Source organism: Micromonospora reichwaldensis (genome assembly GCF_031845925.1).
In the GTDB taxonomy this organism is placed as follows: Bacteria; Actinomycetota; Actinomycetes; order Mycobacteriales; family Micromonosporaceae; genus Micromonospora; species Micromonospora reichwaldensis.
In genome coordinates this window covers 39,860-59,172 of the sequence record NZ_JAVRFL010000002.1, presented here as the reverse complement: position 1 = coordinate 59,172, position 19,313 = coordinate 39,860, and the positions used below count along the sequence as shown (strand labels likewise).

Here is a 19,313-nt window from a genome sequence, read left to right as displayed (position 1 = left end):
AAACGGCAGATCATCGACGGGGTCCGGCAGGCCGCCTCGCCGACCACCTCGATGCCGGCCATGCGACGGTCCGGACCGGGCCCCGGGCGGGATCAGCCCGGGGGGTTCGCGCCGTGGCGGACCTCGTACCGCTGGTTCGGCGCCGGTGTGGCGTCGTCACCGGGGCACGGGCTGGCAGGCGACCCCGGGAGTTGACCGCCGGGACACGCCTCGCCTGCGAGCAGGGCCGCAAGCGTCCCGGGCAGGGCGGCCAGGACGCCCACCGGAAGGCCGGGTAATCCAGCGGCGGGCGGCCGCTTCGCGTGAACCGCCGTCGACCGTCGCCCGCGGCGTGTCGCGGAATGGGCCGTCAGGTGTGCTGCGAAGCCAACGAAACTGTCGTCATCACCAGAACCAACGACTCCGTGGGATCGTCACCGAAACCCGCTAGTACTGCATCACGCAATAGACGACAGTCGGATGCGTGAATCGGTACCAGCGGTTCCACCGGTAGTCCCGCGTGCAGTTTCTGTCGTTGGCCGCCCCTGGGACGATGTCGACGATGTGCACCGTGCCCTTCGCCTTGCACTTCGACGCGCCGACGATCCAGCCATTGCCCTTTGGGAATTTGTAACAGTAGTTGCGCACCAGATGGCGCTCGAGACACAGGCGATAGCCGCCTTCCCCGATGTACGCGGACTTGGGATCAGCGCACGCGCCCTGGTCGTAGTCCACCGACACCACCCGATAGGTGCCCCGCGTGCCGTTGCAGTTGCCGACACCCAGGAAGTCGCCGTACTCGCTGACGACGATGCACTGCCCGATCTTCGCGGGCGGCGGTGGTGGGGCCGCCTCGGTCGTGGGCGGCGCCACAGGCGGAGAGTACGTCTCCCGCGTGGACGGTGGTGGGGGTGCCGTCGGCGACAGCACGGGAGAGGTTCCGTCCGCGACGGCCACCGGCCGGCTGTCGTCGCCCCTGTTGGCGACGACCAGCGCACCGGCCGCGACCACGCAGGTACCGAGCAGGCACAGTGCCAGCACCCCGGCGATGACACCGATGATGAGAGGTCCGTTGTTCTTCGTCGGCGGCGCCGGTGGCAGCGGTGGCGGTGGCGGTGGTGCCGCGTTGCCGGGTCCCGGTGGGGTAACACCCTGGTCGTCAGGCACATCGGACGTCGGAGGCAGCGTCACCCGGGCAGTGTGGCACAGCTCCACTAGGGACGGCCAGATTCCCTGCCCGTGCCGAAGTTACCGCTGGCCGGCGGCCGGCGGGACCGGAGAGGATTGCGTCCTGAGATCGCGGATCCGCCGCCGCAGCGTGTCTTCGGCACCTGGCGACTGTGGGTCGCCCCGGTGGCGACGCCATCTGGCGAATGCCAGGTCCAGTTGCGCGGAGTGCAGACGCTTCATCCGCCTGTAGGCCGGGCGGTCACCACGCAGGAGCGCCTGTAGCCGCATCCGGAGGCGCAGCGACGGATTCACCAGTACGGGCACCTCGGCCGGGGTGATCGCGCCGCGCGGGTCGCACGCCTCACCGCGGAGCTGCCGATGCAGTGACCTGGTTTCCTGACGCAGGGCGATGATGATGAGAAACAGCAGGATGGCGAACGCCGGCCCCTTGAGGACGATGAGGTTCAGCGGCTGCACAACGAACAACTGGAGCAGGGAATTGTCGGACTCCCAGTACAGGCGGCCCATTGCAAAGATGTCCCAGATCAGGTGGGCCGCGATGGCGACGGCGAAGCCGCTGCCAACGCAGACCGCCCGCCGTCGCCAGTCGCGGAACTGCATGGCGAGTCCGATGCCGGCGCCGATGATCCCCGTGTAGGTGGCATGGCTGACCAGGAGCCCGGTGACCTGCCGGTACCAGTGCTGGTAGAGCACGGTGCCGAAGTCCCCGGTCATGTAGGACATCGACTCGGCGAACTGGAAGCCGATTCCGACGCAGGCGCCGATGACGATGCCACCGAGCATGCCGTCGACGCGCCGCCAGGCGAGCAGGACGATCACGAGGACCCCGGCGCCCTTGCCCAGTTCCTCGGGGACCGCGGCGGCGGCCGCGTGACTGACGATCGACGCGGTGCCCGGCATGAGCTCTGCCGTGATGACGACGTGCAGGATGCCCTCGACCATCTGGGCGAAGTAGGCGGCGACGAACAGGCCCCAGGCGAAGGCGGCCCCGACCAGTCGCCACGGTGGCTTGCGGTTGCGCTGCATCCGGCGGAACGTCCACAGCGCGAAGAGGGTCGTCGGGATGCTCAGCAGCGCCCCCCGCCAGGCGATTCCCACCTGGAGGAGGGTGAGAAGCACGATCAGGAGGGCCGGCGCGGCGAACGCCAGTGCACCACCGACGGCCCAGGTCTTGAAGCGGCCACGTGGCGAGCCACCCGTGGCAGAGGTCATGGCGACGACGACGGCGGCGATGCAGGCGATGAAGAGCGAGACGCCGGCGGCCCCGAGGCTGACCATGCCAAGGACGCGTACCCCGGTGCCGTCGTCCCGGATGACGGCGACCAGCGACGCCACGGCGATCATCACCAGCAACGCCTCACCGGTGGTGAGCGCGGCGCCGAGCCGGTCGAGCCGGTACGCAGCCGGCGCCGTCGGGTCCGCCACCACAGGGTCCGGTACCACCGGTCGGTCCACCGACCCGGCCGGCGGGGTGCCGCTCGGCTGCGTGGTCGTCTCCGTCATCGCTCGATCTCCACGTGCACCCAGACGAGCACCTCCTCCGCCCGGTTCCCCCGGACGGTGGCCAGCACGAACTGGTAGGTCCCCGCGGGCACGGCGGAGGTGGCGCTCAACGGCACCGGCGTGGCCCGCAGGTCGTCGAGATCCGGCAGGTCCACGCTGTTGGTCCGGTGGCCGAAGGCGTCGTACCAGCTCGCCCGCGCGGGTCGCGTGGCTGCTGCCCCGGCCACACCCTCGTCGATGGTGGCTGCCGGAATCTGCCCCTGTCGGAACCTCTTCTGCGGTCGATCGACGATGCGCGCGGTGGCCAGGTCGTACGCGTGCAGCCGGATCGCCAAGGCGGGAGAACGCTGTGGGGTGCCCGGCCAGGACACGGCCAGGACGCCGGCCGAGGCGAGGATGACGATCACCGCGATCAGGCCGAGGACCGTCATCACGCGCACCGGAAGGTCGTCGTCCGTGGGCGCGGCCCCGTCTCCCGTGGGCGCGGCCCCGTCTGACACGGCTTCCTCCGTCCACGGTGGTGGGTTAACCTAGCCTAACCCGAAGCGACGGTCCCCCACGTGCACGCGCTTACGCCTTCACGTGGCTCAATTCCGACGCTCGGATGGGGAGGCCATGTCTGCGGCGGAGTCGGTCGAGGTGCTGGCCGAGGGCGTACCCATCGACTGTGGCGGGATGGCCGACAGCCTCGCCGGCTGCTACGGAGCGGTCCCCGTCGTCGGCATCGCCGCGGCTGCGGTGCTCGGTGGCGCCGCCCTCGCCGCTTACACGGCGTTCGCCGTGTTCTTCCCACAGGTGCTCAACGCCCTCATGGGAATACCGGCGACGACGGATCCGATGGGCCGCAGGTCGGACTGGGCCGATGCCCGCGCGCACCCGCAGTCGCCGACCCGGCCGCCGGACTCGCACCTCGCCGGCGGCGACCCGGTCTACCACCGCCCCGGCGCCACGGCGATCGGCTACGACGAGTCGACCCTGCGGAACTTCGACGCCGTCGCACCCGAGCCCGGCTACCACGACGTCGTGGTGCACGGTGAGCGCAACGGGCTCTTCCGGCCGGGCGTCGTCGGGGCGGACGGTGCCGCCCACCCGTCGAACTACACCCACCCGGCGCAGATCGCCGAGGCGATCCGCGGCAATCCGCACTACGGCGGCGGCCCGGTGCGCCTGGTGTCCTGCCACTCGGGCACCGTGGCGCCCGACGCGGGGGTCGCGCCGCCGGCCCAGCAGGTCGCGGACGCGCTGGGGGTGACCGTCATGGCGCCCACCGACGCGGTCGGTGTGAACCGGTATGGTCCAGCGGGGCAGGTTCCTCGGATCAGGAACGGCGGCCAGTGGGTGACCTTCTATCCCGGCGGGGGGACCGATGGGTAAGCCGGCGTTGCGGTTCGCCGGGATGTTCCGCGAGCTGGGACCCGTCGGCCTGGGCCTGGTCCAGGAGAGCATCTTCGACAACGTCTCCGCCGAGGAGCTGCCGGATGTCGACGAGGTCGTCCGCTACCTCAAGGGCGGCTACGTCCTCATCGACATGATGGACCTGGCCGACGACCCGTTCGACTCGGCGCGACAGGTCATGAACGGGTCGACGATCCGCACCGACGGTGACTGGCTGTGGCGCGACGATCTCGCGTACCACGTCCACCGGCACCGGGTGGCTCTCCCCGACGAGTTCCTGGCGCTGATCCGCGAACGCGGCTACGCCGTGCCGCACCGGGACGAGGAACTGCTCCGCGAGAGCTCACTGGTGGCCGAGGAACTCGTGTTCTGAGTAACGCCCTGGTCGAGGTCCGCAGCGGCAGCGCTGGCGGCCTGCTGAACGCTCCGGCACGCCGTCCCCGCGGACCGTGGCCGGGCGGGTGCGGAACCCCCGCCCGACCACGGGCGGCGCGACCGCCGACGACGGTCGCGCCGTCCCGTTCCTACAGCCCCGGCAGGCTGCCTCCGGGGCCACCCAGCTCGCGGTGGATGAAATCGAAGATCTCGGCGTCGGTGGCGTCGTCGAGGGTGTGCGTGGCCGGCTTCTCCTCGACGGGACCACGCTCGTCGCCCCACCGGGCGACGAACGCCTGCAACTGCACCAGCAGCTTCTGCCGGGTCAGCCGGTCCGGCGCGTCGGACGCGAAGACGCCGTCGAGCCGCTCCAGCTCGGCGAGCAGCGGGGCCGCCGCGGCGGCGCCGTCCTCGACCAGTTGGTCGCGCAGGTGCCGGGCGAGCGCCGCCGGCGTCGGGTAGTCGAACACCACGCCGGCGGGCAGCTGGACGCCGGTGGCGGCGCGGAGCCGGTTGCGCAGCTCCACGGCCGTCATCGAGTCGAAGCCGACCTCGCGGAACGCCCGGTCGGGCTCCAGCCCTCCGCCCCCGGGGTGACCGAGCACGGCCGCCGCCAGGTTGCCGACGAGTTCGACGAGGACGCCCTCCCGTTCGCCGGGGCTGAGCGGGCGCAGCCGCTCCCGCAGCGCGGTCGCCGCCTCGTCGTCCGCCGGCTGGCGGTCGTCGTCGGCGGGCATCGCCGCGCCCGCCTCGGGGACCCCGGTCAGCAGCGGGCACGGCCGCATCGACGCGAACGTCGGCACGAACCGGTCCCAGCGCACGTCGGCGACCACGAGTTCCGCCTCCGCGCGCAGCGCCTGCCCGAACGCCTCGACGGCCAGCTCCGGGGGCAGGCCCGGCAGGCCCCGCCGGCGCAGCTGCGCCAGCTCGGGCGACTCGGGGTCGTCGCTCCACGGGCCCCACGCCACGGCGGTCGCCGCCAGTCCGCCGTGCCGCCGGTTCGCCGCGAGCGCGTGCAGCAGCGCGTCGCCGGCGGACTGGCCGGCCCGGCCGCCCGCGCCCCACACCCCCGTGGTGGAGGTGCACAGCACGAACGCGTCGAGCGGCCGGTGCGCCAGCTCGTCGGCGTACCTCGGGACGTCGCCGACGGTCGCGGCCAGGTCGGCGGCCAGGCCGGCGAGGGTCAGCTCGGCCAGCGGCACCGACCCGGTCTCCGCCGGCACGTGCACGAGCGCCGTCACCGGCCGGCTCTCGGTGGCGAGCTGCTCCATCAGGTCACCGAGCTTGCCCGTCGCCGGCTCCGCCAGCGGGAGCACCTCCGCGCCCTGGCGGCCCAGCCAGTCCGTGGTGTGCCGGGCGAGGGCGCCGGTCCCGCCGGTGAGCAGGACGGTGCCGTTCGGCCGGTACCCGCCGCCCGCCGCCGGTCGCCCGGTGTCGCGGACCAGGCGTCGGGCGTGCACGCCGGCCTCCCGGACGGCGAGCTGGTCCTCCCCGTCGACGTTGACCAGGGCTGCGGCCAGGGCCGCGTACGCCGCCTCGGCCGGGCCCGCCGGCAGGTCGACGACTCCGCCGACGTGCCGGGGGTGCTCCAGCGCGGCGACGAGGCCGAGGCCCCACGTGGTGGCCTGCGTCGGGTGCGCGACCGGTTCGTCGTCGACGGCGACGGCGCCGGTGGTGGCCAGCCACAGCGGCACGGGCGGGCCGGAACGGCGGGTGTGCGCCTGCACGAGCAGCAGGTTCGCCGCCAGGCCGGTCGGCAGCGCGGTCTGCTCCGGGTGCGGCGCCTCGTCCAGCGCCAGCAGGGAGAGCAGCGCCGTCGGCTGGTGCGCGGCGGCGAGCCGGTCGAGGTCGGCGGCCAGGCCGTCGCGGGTGGCCGTGGCCGGGTCGACGGTCAGCAGGTGCACCGTGGCGGCGCCGGCCGTGAGTGCGGCGAGCACCCGGTCGGTGACCTGGTGCGGCGGGGCCACCACCAGCCACGTGCCGGGGTCGGCGCCGGTCAGCGCCCGGCGCTCCCAGGTGACCCGGTACCGCCAGCCGGCCAGGGTGCCGTCGAGGTGCTGGCGGCGCCGCCACGACTCCAGTTCCGGCAGCAGCTCGCGCATCGGCTGGTCCGGGTCGAGGCCGAGGCGGCCCAGGTCGCCGTCGGTGACGGCCCGCCAGAACGCGTCGTCGACCGGGTCGGCGGCCGGCGTCGGTGCCGCGTCGAGGGTCGGCCAGTAGCGCTGCGGCCGGAACGCGTACGTGGGCAGCTCGGGCAGCCGGCGGGGATCCGGACGGGGGCCGGCCAGCACGGCGAGCACCGCCGCCCAGTCGACGTCCCGCCCGGTGCCGTCCACGACGGCCAGCGCGGCGAGCAGGGCGGCCGGCTCGTCGACGCCGGCGCGCAGCGCCGCCACGGCCGTACCGTCGTCGTCGCCGGGCAGCAGGCCGGCGGTCATCGCGGTCAGCACCGCCTGCGGGCCGAGCTCCAGGAAGGTGTCGACGCCCGCGTCGCGCAACGCGGCGATCCCGTCGGCGTACCGGACGGCCTCCCGGACGTGGCGCACCCAGTAGTCGGGCGTACGGATCTCGTCGGGCTCGGCGAGCCGCCCGGTCAGGTTCGACACGATCGGCAGCAGCGGCGCGGCGAACGTCAGCCCGTCGAGGACGGCGCGGAACTCGGCCAGCATCGGCTCCATCAGCGGGCTGTGGAACGCGTGGCTGACCCGCAGCCGCCGGGTGCGTACGCCGCGCTCCCGCCAGGTCCGCTCCAGCCCGTCGAGGGCGTCGAGGGCCCCGGCGAGCACCACGGCGGTGGGGCCGTTGACGGCGGCGACGCCGACCCGGTCGGTCAGCCCCGCGAGGGACTCGACCACGGCCGCCTCGTCGGCGGCGACGGCGAGCATCCCGCCCCCGGCGGGCAGGGCCTGCATGAGCCGGCCCCGGGCGGCCACCAGCGTGGCGGCGTCCGCGAGGGACAGCACCCCGGCGACGTGCGCGGCGGTGATCTCGCCGATGGAGTGCCCGGCGACGTGCCCGGGCACCACGCCGAACGACTCGACCAGCCGGAACAGGGCCACCTCCAGCGCGAAGAGCCCCGCCTGGGTGAACACCGTCTCGTCGAGCAGCGCGGCCTCGGCGCTGCCCTCGGCCGCGAACAGCACCGGCTTCAGCGGCTGCGGCAGCTGGTGGTCCAGCGCCGCGCAGACCTCGTCGAGGGCCGCCGCGAAGACGGGGAACGTGTCGTACAGCTGCCGGCCGGCGCCGGGGCGCTGGGCGCCCTGGCCGGAGAACTGGACCGCGAGGCCGCCTCCGTGCCGTCGGGCGGTGACCAGCGCGGGGTGGTCCTCGCCACCGGCCAGTGCCCGCAGCGCGGCCAGCCGGGTCTCCCGGTCGGCGGCGACCACGGTGGCCCGCCGGCCGAGGTGGGCCCGGCCGTCGGCGAGCGCCCAGGCGACCAGGTCGGCGCGGTCCTCGTCCGTCGCGACCCGGTCGGCCAGCCGGCCGGCCTGCTCGCGCAGCGCGGGCAGGTCGGCGGCGGAGACCGGCCACGGCAGGGCCACGGCGCGGTGGTCGTGTCGCGCGTCGCCGTGCCCGTCGGTCGCCTCGGGCCCTTCCCCGTCGGCGGCGACCGGTTCCGGCCGCTGCGGGGCCTCTTCGATGATCACGTGCGCGTTGGTGCCGCTGATCCCGAACGAGGAGACGCCGGCCCGGCGCGGCCCGTCGGTGGTGGTCCACGGTCGTGCCTCGGTGAGCAGCGCCAGCGTGCCGGAGGACCAGTCGACGTGCGGGGTCGGCGCGTCGACGTGCAGGGTCGCCGGCAGCACCTCGTGTTGCAGGGCCAGCACCATCTTGATCAGGCTGGCGGCGCCCGCCGCGGCCTGGGTGTGGCCGATGTTCGACTTCACCGACCCGAGCCACAGCGGCCGCTCGGCGGAGCGGTCCCTGCCGTACGTCGCCAGCAGCGCCTGTGCCTCGATCGGGTCGCCGAGCGTGGTGCCGGTGCCGTGCGCCTCGACGACGTCCACGTCGCCCGTGGTCAGGCCGGCGTTGTCCAGCGCGTGCCGGATGACCCGCTGCTGCGCGGGCCCGTTCGGCGCGGTGAGGCCGTTGCTCGCGCCGTCCTGGTTGACGGCGCTGCCCCGTACGACGGCGAGGATCCGGTTGCCGTCGCGCTGGGCGTCGGAGAGCCGCTGGAGCAGCAGGACGCCGACGCCCTCGCCCCAGCCGGTGCCGTCGGCGGCCTCGGCGAACGCCTTGACCCGCCCGTCGGCGGCGAGGCCGCGCTGCCGGGAGAACTCCAGGAACGCGCCCGGGGTCGACATCACCGTCACGCCGCCGGCCAGGGCGAGGTCGCACTCGCCGCTGCGCAGGGCCTGCGCGGCCAGGTGCAGCGCCACCAGCGACGACGAGCAGGCCGTGTCGACGGTGACCGCCGGGCCGTGCAGCCCGAACGAGTACGCCAGGCGGCCGGAGACCACCGACGCGCCGTTGCCGGTCGCCTGGTAGCCCTCCACCTGGGAGCGGGCGCCCAGCAGCAGCGTGGCGTAGTCCTGCCCGTTGGTGCCCATGAAGACGCCGGTGGCGGAGCCACGGACCCGGTGCGGGTCGATGCCGGCGCGTTCGAAGACCTCCCAGGTGGTGTGCAGCAGCAGCCGCTGCTGCGGGTCCATGGCGAGGGCCTCGCGCGGGTTGATCCCGAAGAACGCGGCGTCGAAGCCGGCCACGTCCCGCAGGAAGCCGCCGCTGCGCGTGTAGCTGGTGCCGACCCGCTCCGGGTCGCTGTCGAACAGGGCGTCGAGGTCCCAGCCCCGGTCGGTGGGCATCGGCGTCACCGCGTCCACGCCGTCGGCCAGCAGCCGCCACAGCTCCTGCGGCGAGGACACCCCGCCGGGGAAGCGGCAGGCCATGGAGACGATCGCGATCGGCTCGTCCGCCGGCGGCCGGGCCGAGGCCACGCCGCCGGTGACCGGTCCGCCGTCCGCGCCGATGACGATTTCGGTACGCAGGAAGCGGGCCAGTTCCGCCGCCGACGGGTGGTCGAAGACCACTGTCGACGGCAGGGTCAGGCCGGTGACCCGGCCCAGCCGGTCGCGCAGCTGCACGGCGGCGAGGGAGTCGAAGCCCAGCTCCCGGAACGCCCGGCCGGCCGGCACCTGGTCGGTGGTGGGATGGCCGAGGACGGCCGCCGCCTCCGCCCGGACGAGGTCGACCAGCAGCGCCTCCTGGCCGGTCGCCGGCAGTGTGGCGAGCCTGGCCCGCAGCCCGTCGGTGGCGGCGGCGCTCTCCGGCCGCTCCGGCTCCTCGGCGACGGCGGGGGCGACCCGGTCGAAGAGGTGGCTCGGCCGCGCGGCGGTGAACGCCGTGACGAACCGGGACCAGTCGACGTCCACGATCACCGGGGCCGCCTCGGGGGCGTTCACCCAGCGGCCGAGCGCCGCGACGGCGGCGTCGGGCGCGAGCGGGCTGAACCCGCGGCGGCGCAGGCCGTCGGCCGTCTCGCCGGAGGCCATGCCGTCCTCCGCCCACGGGCCGTAGGCCAGGGCGGTGGCGGGCAGGCCGGCCGCCCGGCGGGCGGCGACGAGCGCGTCGAGCAGGGCGTTTCCGGCCGCGTAGCCGGCCTGGCCGCCGCCGCCCCAGACGCCGGCGACGGAGGAGAAGACCACGAACGCGTCGAGGTCCCGGCCCCGGCAGGCGGCGTCGAGGTGCATGGCGCCGAGCACCTTGCCGGCCAGGGTCTCCGACAGCTCGCCGTCGGTCACCTCGTACGCCGGGGTGGTGCCGCCGGACGCCCCGGCGGTGTGCACGACGGCGGTCAGCCCGGGCAGGTCCGCCACGAGGGCGTCGACCGCGGCCCGGTCGGTGACGTCGCACGCCACGACCCGCACCGCACCCAGCTCGTCGACCAGCTCGGCCGCGCCCGGCGCCGCCGGGCCCCGCCGCGAGGCCAGCACCACCTCGGCCGCCCCGTTGGCCAGCAACCAGCGGGCCACGTGCCGACCGAGGGCACCCGTACCGCCGGTCACCAGCACCGTCCCGGCAGGCCGCCAACCCGACCCGGCGGGCGGCGCGGCCGGCACCAGCCGCCGGCCGAAGAGGCCGTTGCGGCGGACGGCCACCTGGTCCAGGGTGCCGTCGGCGAGGACCGCGACGAGCCCGGCGCGGGCGCCGCGGTCGGCGCGGTCGGGCAGGTCGATCAGGCCGCCCCAGCGGTCGGGCTGTTCGAGGGCGACGACCCGGCCCAGGCCCCAGGCCAGGGCCGCCCAGACGTCGCCGGCCCGCTCCCCGGCCGTGACCGGCATCGCGGTACGGCTCAACGCCCACACTTGTCCCGGCAGGCCGGTGTCGGTGAGCGCCCGGGTGAGGGTGAGCAGGGCGGCCGCGCCGGCGGGTAGCGCCGGGGTGTGGGCCAGGGGCCGGTCCTGGCGGGGCAGCACGCAGAGCACCCCGGCCCAGCCGTCCCCGCTGATCCGGCTCAGCCGCTCGCCCAGTTCGGCGCGGGCGAGGGTGGACGACACGGTGAGCGTGTCCACCCGGGCGCCCGCCTGGGTGAGGGTCTTCGCCACGCCCGCGTCGGCGCCGCTGTCGACGGTGACGACCAGCCACCGCCCGGACAACCGGGTCGCCGGGGCCGGCCGCACCGGCTCCCACCCGATCCGGTACGACCACCCGTCGAGGGCGGTGTCCCGCGACCGGTGCTGACGCCAGCGCGCCAGCAGCGGCAGGGCCGGGCCGAGCGCGTCCAGGTCCTCGGTGTCGTCGCCGAGTTCGGCGGCGAGGGCGGCCAGGTCGCCACGCTCGACGGCGGCCCAGAACTCGGCGTCGCCGCCCTCCGGGGCGGCCTGTTTCGTCGGTGTGCCCTCCGGCCAGTAGCGCTGGTGCTGGAAGGCGTACGTGGGCAGGTCGACGCGGCGCGCGCCGGCGTCGGCGAACCACTGCGCCCAGGTCACCGGCACGCCGTGCACGTGCAGCTCCGCCAGGGCGTGCAGCAGCGCCTGCGCCTCCGCCCGGTCCCGGCGCTGCACGGCCACGGCCAGCACGGCGTCGTCGGCGGGCAGCACGTCGGCGGCCATCGCGGTCAGCACGCTCTGCGGCCCGACCTCCAGGAACGTGTCCACACCCGCCTCACGCAGGGCGGTGATCCCGTCGGCGAAGCGCACCGCCTCGCGCACGTGCCGCACCCAGTACTCCGGAGTGCGGATCTCGTCGCCGGCCAGCGCACCGGTCACGTTCGACACGACCGGCAGCAGCGGCGCGGCAAACGTCAACCCCTCCAGGACCGCCCGGAACTCGGCCAGCATCGGCTCCATCAGCGGGCTGTGGAACGCGTGGCTCACCGTCAGCCGGCGCGTACGCACGCCCCGGTCGCGCCAGTGCCGCTCCACCTCGTCGAGGGCGTCAATGGCACCCGAGACCACCACGGCCGTGGGTCCATTGACTGCCGCGATGCCCGCCTGGTCGGCGAGCCCGGCGATCGACTCGACCACCGCGGCCTCGTCGGCCGCCACGGCCAGCATCCCGCCACCCGTGGGCAGCGCCTGCATCAACCGACCCCGCGCGGCCACAAGCTGACACGCGTCGGCCAGGGACAACACGCCCGCGACATGCGCGGCGGTCACCTCGCCGATCGAGTGCCCGGCGAGCATGTCCGGCACGACCCCGAACGACTCCACGAGGCGGAACAGCGCCACCTCGACCGCGAACAACCCGGCCTGCGTGAAGACGGTCTGATCCAGCAGCTCCGCCTCGGCCGAACCCGACGACGCGAACAGCACCTCCCGCAGCGGGCGCGGCAGCAGCGGGTCGAGGTGTCCGCACACCTCGTCCAGCGCGGCGGCGAACACCGGGAACTCCGCCGACAACTCCCGACCCATCCCGGCGCGCTGCGCACCCTGACCCGAGAAAAGCAGGGCGAGCTGGCCGCGTACGGCGGTGGAGCCGGTCACGACGGCCCCGGAGGGCTTGCCCGCATCGAGGGCCCGCAGCGCGGCGAGCAGGTCGTCCCGGTCGGCCACCACGGCGACGGCGCGCTGCTCCAGCGCGGGCCGGGTGGTGACGGAGGACCAGGCCACGTCCAGCGGACGCGGGGTCTCCTCGGCGGTCAGCCAGCGCGCCCACCGGCCCGCCTGGCCGGCCAGGGCCGCGTCGGAGCGCGCGGAGAGCAGCACCGGTACGACCGGCGGCACGTCGCGGGCCACGATCTCGCCCTCGATCGTCTCGGCGGGCGGCTGCTCGATGATCACGTGCGCGTTGGTGCCGGAGATGCCGAAGGACGACACCGCCGCCCGACGCGGCCGACCCACCTGCGGCCACGGCGTCGCCTCCGTCGCGAGGGCCACCGCCCCGGCCGTCCAGTCGATGTGCGGTGACGGCTCGTCCACGTGCAGGGTCGGCGGGACGAGCCCGTGGCGCATCGCCATGACCATCTTGATCACACCAGCGACACCGGCGGCGGCCTGCGTGTGCCCGATGTTCGACTTCACCGACCCCAACAACAGCGGCCGGTCCCCCGGACGCTCCTGCCCGTACGTCGCCAACAACGCCTGCGCCTCGATCGGATCGCCGAGGGTCGTGCCCGTACCGTGCGCCTCCACGGCGTCCACGTCGGCCGGGGTCAACCGCGCGTTCGCCAGCGCCTGGCGGATCACCCGCTGCTGCGACGGACCGTTCGGGGCCGTCAGCCCGTTCGACGCGCCGTCCTGGTTGACGGCGGTGCCGCGCACGACGGCGTAGATCTTGCGGCCCTCGCGCTGGGCGTCGGAGAGGCGCTGCACGAGCAGCACGCCGACGCCCTCGGACCAGCCCGTGCCGTCGGCCGACGCCGCGAACGACTTGCAGCGCCCGTCCTGCGACAGGCCCCGCTGCCGCGAGAACTCGATGAACGTCCCCGGCGTCGCCATCACCGTCACGCCACCGGCCAACGCCAGATCACACTCGCCGCTGCGCAACGCCTGCGCGGCGAGGTGCAGCGCCACCAGCGACGACGAGCACGCCGTGTCGACGGTGACCGCCGGGCCCTCCAGCCCGAAGGTGTAGGCGACCCGACCGGACAGCACGCTGCCGGAGGTGCCGGTCCCGACGTAGCCCTCCACCTCGGTCGGCAGGTCCATGAGCCGGGAGGCGTAGTCGTGGTACATCACGCCGGCGAAGACACCGGTCCGGCTGCCCCGCAGCCGCTGCGGGTCCAGCCCGGCCGACTCGAACGACTCCCACGAGGCCTCCAGCAGCAGCCGCTGCTGCGGATCCATCGCCAGGGCCTCGCGCGGCGAGATCCCGAAGAAGCCCGGGTCGAACTCGGCCGCCCCGTAGAGGAAGCCACCGTGGCGCGTGTACGACGTACCGCTGCGGTTGGGGTCCGGGTCGAAGAGCGACTCCAGGTCCCAGCCCCGGTCCGCCGGGAACTCGGAGATCCCGTCGCCGCCGCCGGCCAGCAGCTCCCACAGTTCGTCGGGGGATTCCACCCCGCCCGGGTAGCGGCAGGCCATGCCCACGATCGCGATCGGTTCGTCGGTGCCGACGACCGTGCCGGCGACCGGGCCGGCGGTCCTCTGGCGCACCCCGGCCAACTCCGACCACAGGTGGTCGGCGAGCACCGCCGGGGTCGGGTAGTCGAAGACCAGCGTCGAGGCCAGCCGCAGCCCGGTGGCCGCGTTCAACCGGTTACGCAGGTCCACCGCCGTCAGCGAGTCGAAGCCCAGCTCCCGGAACGCCCGGTCCGCCGGCACCGCCTCCGCACCGCCGTGCCCCAACACCTGCGCGACCAGGCCCCGCACCAGCACGTCGACCTGGGCGCGGCCCTCGTCCTCGGTCAGCCCGGCGAGCCGGTCGGCCCAGCCGCCACCGCCCTGCCCCGCCTGGCGGCGGGTGCTGGTCACGCCGATCAGGGTGCGCAGCACGGCCGGCACGGGGCCGCCGGAGGTCGCCGCCCGCAGCGCGGGCACGTCGATCACGGCCGGTACGAGGGCCGCCCGGTCGGCGCCCAGGGCGGCGTCGAACAGCTCCAACCCGGTCTCGGCGCTCATCGGCGTCAGGCCAGCCCGCGCCGACCGCGCCCGGTCCGCCTCCTCGATCGACGCGGCCATACCGGGGGTGTCCCACATGCCCCACGCGAGACTGACCGCCGGCAACCCGAGCTGCCGCCGGTACACCGCCAACCCGTCCAGGAACGCGTTACCCGCCGCGTACGCCGACTGACCCGGCGAACCCAACACACCCGCCACCGACGAGAACACCACGAACAGATCCAGATCCAGACCCGCCGTCGCCTCGTGCAGGAACCAACCCGCCGACACCTTCGGCGCCAGCACCCCGGCCAGCCGCTCCGCCGTCAGCCCCTCCACGACACCGTCGTCCAGGACACCGGCCGTATGCACCACACCCGCCAGCCGACCCTCGGCACCGATCTCCGCCACCAGACCGAACACCTGGTCCCGGTCCGTCACGTCACACGCGACGACCCGCACCGACGCACCCAGCGCCGACAACCGCTCCGACAACTCGCCCGCACCGGCGGCCTCCGGGCCGCGCCGCGACACCAGCACCAGCGACCGCACGCCGTGCACCGACACCAGGTGCTCCGCCACCAGGGCCCCGAGCGCACCCGTGCCGCCGGTGACCAGCACCGACCCGTCGCCCAGGCTGGGGGTCTGCGCGGCCGTGATGGCGGCCCGGACCAGGCGCGGCGAGTAGACCGCGCCCTCGCGGACGGCGAGCTGGCCGCCGGTCGCGGCCGGTTCCCGCAGGACGCCGTCCAGCAGGGCCACCAGCGCGGCATCCGGGTCGTCGTCGACGTCCGCGAGGACGATGCGGCCCGGGTGCTCCGACTGCGCCGACCGCAGCAGACCCCACACCGCCGCACCGGCCAGGTCGGTCACCCGGTCGTCGTCGCCGACGGACACCGCGCCCCGGGTCGCCACCACGAGCCGCGAGTCCGCCAGGGCGTCCGCCGCGAGCCAGGACCGCACCGTCGCCAGCACGTCCGAGGTCACCGCCCGGACCGACTCCGGCGTCGCCGCCGACCCGGGCGCGGGGAACACCGGCAGCAGCAGCGTCCGGGGGACGGACTCCTCCCCCGCGACCGTCGCCACGTCGGGGTACGTGGGCACTCCGACGGGTGCCACCAGCTCCCGGCCGCCGGTCACCAGCGCCCATCCGGAAAGCTCCCCGGCGGGCGCGGCCTCCACGGCCGGCCACCGCAGCTCGAACAGCGACCGCGAGGCCACGCCCGGCGCGGCCACGCCGGTCAGCTCCCGCAGGACGAGGGAGTCCACCGACACGACCGGCGCGCCCACCTCGTCGTACGCGGCCAGCCGCAGCCCGGAGCCGTCGCGGGTCAGGCGTACCCGCAGCGCCCCCGCCCCCGAGGCGTGCACCTGCACGCCCTCGAACGCGAACGGCACCCGTGGCCCGCCCGACTCCTCGCCACCGAGCAGCAGCCCGATCGGGTGCAGGGCGGCGTCCAGCAGCGCCGGGTGCACGCCGAATCCGGCGGCCTCCGTCGCGGCGTCGTCCGGCAGGACCACCTCGGCGTAAACCTCGGTGCCGCTGGTCCAGGCACGCCGGAGCCCCTGGAAGGCCGGCCCGTACGTCAGGCCGTGTTCCGCCAGCGTCGGGTACCAGCTGGCGAGGTCCACCTCCGCCGCGCCGGCGGGGGGCCAGGCGACCGGGTCCGGCTCGTCGGCGGTGGAGGGCTCCAGCACGCCCTCCGCGTGCCGGGTCCAGCCCGCCTCGGGGTCGTCGTCGGGGCGGGAGTAGACGGCGACGGGACGCTGCGGCGACTCCGACGTGGACACCCGCACCTGGATCCGCACGCCTCCCGTTCCGGGGAGGGCCAGTGGGGCGGCCATGGTCAGCTCCCGCAGCCGGGAGAGGCCCACCTCGTCGCCGGCCCGCACGGCCAGCTCGACCAGGGCGGTGCCCGGGATCAGCGTCAGCCCGGAGACCGTGTGGTCGGCCAGCCACGGGTGCGTGGCCAGGGAGAGCCGGCCCGTCAGCACCATCTCGTCGTCGCCAGCCAGGTCCACGGTCGCGCCGAGCAGCGGGTGCTCGGTGCGGCCGAGCCCGGCCCCGGACACGTCGCCCGTACGCGCCCGGTTGGCGGTGGGCCAGTAGCGCTGGTGCTGGAAGGCGTACGTGGGCAGGTCGACGCGGCGCGCGCCGGCGTCGGCGAACCACGGCTGCCAGGTCACCGGCATCCCGTGCACGTGCAGCTCCGCCAGGGCGTGCAGCAGCGCCTGCGCCTCCGCCCGGTCCCGGCGCTGCACAGCGACGGCCAGCACGGCGTCGTCGGCGGGCAGCACGTCGGCGGCCATCGCGGTCAGCACGCTCTGCGGGCCGACCTCCAGGAACGTGTCCACACCCGCCTCACGCAGGGCGGTGATCCCGTCGGCGAAGCGCACGGCCTCGCGCACGTGCCGCACCCAGTACTCCGGAGTGCGGATCTCGTCGCCGGCCAGCGCACCGGTCACGTTCGACACGACCGGCAGCAGCGGCGCGGAGAACGTCAACCCGTCCAGGGCCGTGCGGAACTCGTCGAGCATCGGCTCCATCAGCGGGCTGTGGAACGCGTGGCTCACCGTCAGCCGGCGCGTGCGCACGCCCCGGTCGCGCCAGACCCGCTCCACCTCGTCGAGCGCGTCAACCGCACCCGACACCACCACGGCGGTGGGTCCGTTGACCGCCGCGATGCCCGCCTGGTCGGCGAGCCCGGCGATCGACTCGACCACCGCGGCCTCGTCGGCGGCCACGGCCAGCATCCCGCCGCCGGTGGGCAGCGCCTGCATCAACCGGCCCCGCGCGGCCACGAGAGCGCACGCGTCGGCCAGGGACAGCACGCCCGCGACATGCGCGGCGGTCACCTCGCCGATCGAGTGACCGGCCAGCATGTCCGGTACGACCCCGAACGACTCCACCAGACGGAACAGCGCCACCTCGACCGCGAACAACCCGGCCTGCGTGAAGACGGTCTGATCCAGCAGCTCCGCCTCGGCCGAACCCGACGACGCGAACAGCACCTCCCGCAGCGGGCGCGGCAGCAGCGGGTCGAGGTGTCCGCACACCTCGTCCAGCGCGGCGGCGAACACCGGGAACAGGACGGACAGCTCCCGGCCCATCCCGGCGCGCTGCGCGCCCTGGCCGGAGAAGAGCAGGGCGAGCTGGCCGCGCTGGCCGGTGGCGGCGGAGACGACCGTACCGGTGGGCTCGCCGTCGGCGAGGGCGGTCAACGCCGCGACCAGGTCGTCCCGGTCGGCGGCGGTGACGACCGCCCGGTGCTCCAGCGCGGGCCGGGTGGTGACGGAGGACCAGGCCACGTCCAGCGGACGCGGGGCCTCCTCGGCGGTCAGCCAGCGCGCCCACCGGCCCGCCTGCGCCGATAGCGCGGCGGCGTCGCGGGCCGACAGCAGCACCGGTACGACCGACGGCACGTCGCGGGCGACGATCTCGCCCTCGATCGCCTCGGCCGGCGGCTGCTCGATGATCACGTGCGCGTTCGTGCCGGAGATCCCGAACGACGACACCGCCGCCCGACGCGGCCGACCCACCTGCGGCCACGGAGTGGGCTCCGTCGCCAGGGCCACCGCCCCGGCCGTCCAGTCCACGTGCGGCGACGCCTCGTCCACGTGCAGGGTCGCCGGCACCAGACCGTGGCGCATCGCCATGACCATCTTGATCACACCAGCCACACCGGCAGCCGCCTGCGTGTGCCCGATGTTCGACTTCACCGACCCCAGCAGCAGCGGCCGGTCCTGCGGACGCTCCTGCCCGTACGTCGCCAGCAACGCCTGCGCCTCGATCGGATCGCCGAGGGTCGTGCCCGTGCCGTGCGCCTCCACGGCGTCCACGTCGGCGGTGGTCAACCGGGCGTTCGCGAGGGCCTGCCGGATCACGCGCTGCTGCGACGGGCCGTTCGGCGCGGTCAGCCCGTTCGACGCGCCGTCCTGGTTCACGGCCGTGCCCCGCACCACCGCCAGCACGCGGTGCCCGTTGCGCCGCGCGTCCGACAGCCGCTCCACGAGCAGCACGCCGACGCCCTCGGACCAGCCGGTGCCGTCGGCCGACGCGGCGAACGACTTGCACCGGCCGTCCTGCGACAGACCCCGCTGCCGGGAGAACTCGATGAACGTGCCGGGCGTCGCCATCACCGTCACGCCACCGGCCAACGCCAGATCGCACTCACCGGAACGCAACGCCTGCGCGGCGAGATGCAGCGCCACGAGGCTGGAAGAACAGGCGGTGTCCACGGTGACGGCCGGCCCCTCCAGGCCGAACGTGTACGCCACCCGGCCGGACAGCACGCTGCCCGACGTGCCCGTGCCGACGAAGCCCTCGGCGTCCGGCGGCAGGTCCATCAGGCGGGAGGCGTAGTCGTGGTACATGACGCCGGCGAAGACACCCGTCCGGCTGCCCCGCAGCCGCTGCGGGTCCAGACCGGCGGACTCGAACGACTCCCACGACGCCTCCAGCAGCAACCGCTGCTGCGGGTCCATCGCCAGGGCCTCGCGCGGCGAGATCCCGAAGAAGCCGGGGTCGAAGTCGGCGGCCCCGTAGAGGAAGCCACCGTGGCGCGTGTACGACGTGCCGCTGTGCTCCGGGTCCGGGTCGAACAGGCTCTCCAGGTCCCAGCCGCGATCGGTGGGGAACTCCGAGATCCCGTCGCCGCCGCCGGCCAGCAACGCCCACAGCTGGTCCGGGCTCTCGACGCCACCGGGGTAGCGGCAGGCCATGCCCACGATCGCGATCGGCTCGTCGGTGCTGGCGGTGAGCACCGCCGTCTGGCGGGCGGTGATCTGCCCGGAGACCTGCTCGTGCAGGTGGTCGACGAGCACGGCCGGGGTCGGGTAGTCGAAGACCAGCGTCGAGGCCAGCCGCAGCCCGGTGGCCGCGTTCAACCG

At 74.9% G+C, this 19,313-nt stretch carries 6 protein-coding genes (1 of these 6 cut by a window edge); 2 read left to right on the top strand and 4 right to left on the bottom strand.

Annotated features, from left to right (window positions below; all coding sequences use genetic code 11):
* Positions 1 to 426: 426 nt before the first annotated feature.
* The 3 genes from RM555_RS01855 to RM555_RS01845 form a co-directional block, all read right to left on the bottom strand.
* A complete protein-coding gene (locus tag RM555_RS01855; RefSeq protein WP_311410118.1) occupies positions 427 to 1,170 on the bottom strand; it encodes a hypothetical protein in 744 nt (247 codons plus the stop codon).
* A gap of 57 nt (positions 1,171 to 1,227) precedes the next feature.
* Positions 1,228 to 2,598: a PrsW family intramembrane metalloprotease gene (locus RM555_RS01850; RefSeq protein WP_311410117.1), complete on the bottom strand. Its 1,371-nt coding sequence runs from the start codon at positions 2,596 to 2,598 to the stop codon at positions 1,228 to 1,230.
* 71 nt (positions 2,599 to 2,669) lie between these two features.
* Positions 2,670 to 3,173: a hypothetical protein gene (locus tag RM555_RS01845; RefSeq protein ID WP_311410116.1), complete on the bottom strand. Its 504-nt coding sequence runs from the start codon at positions 3,171 to 3,173 to the stop codon at positions 2,670 to 2,672.
* A 115-nt stretch (positions 3,174 to 3,288) separates the two neighbouring features.
* On the opposite strand from RM555_RS01845, the gene RM555_RS01840 reads away from it, so the two are divergent.
* Both RM555_RS01840 and RM555_RS01835 read left to right on the top strand, forming a co-directional pair.
* Positions 3,289 to 4,047: a hypothetical protein gene (locus RM555_RS01840; protein WP_311410115.1), complete on the top strand. Its 759-nt coding sequence runs from the start codon at positions 3,289 to 3,291 to the stop codon at positions 4,045 to 4,047.
* Positions 4,040 to 4,441 carry a hypothetical protein gene (locus RM555_RS01835; protein WP_311410114.1) on the top strand — a complete coding sequence of 134 codons (402 nt, stop codon included), beginning with the start codon at positions 4,040 to 4,042 and terminating at the stop codon, positions 4,439 to 4,441. The genes RM555_RS01840 and RM555_RS01835 overlap by 8 nt, the downstream gene beginning before the upstream one ends.
* 151 nt (positions 4,442 to 4,592) lie before the next feature.
* Here the strand turns inward: RM555_RS01835 and RM555_RS01830 are convergent, their stop codons facing one another.
* Positions 4,593 to 19,313, bottom strand: partial view of a type I polyketide synthase gene (locus RM555_RS01830; protein WP_311410113.1) — the 3' end only. It continues 15,108 nt past the right edge of the window; 14,721 of the gene's 29,829 nt are visible here — the last part of the coding sequence; the start codon falls outside the window, past its right edge; it ends in the stop codon at positions 4,593 to 4,595.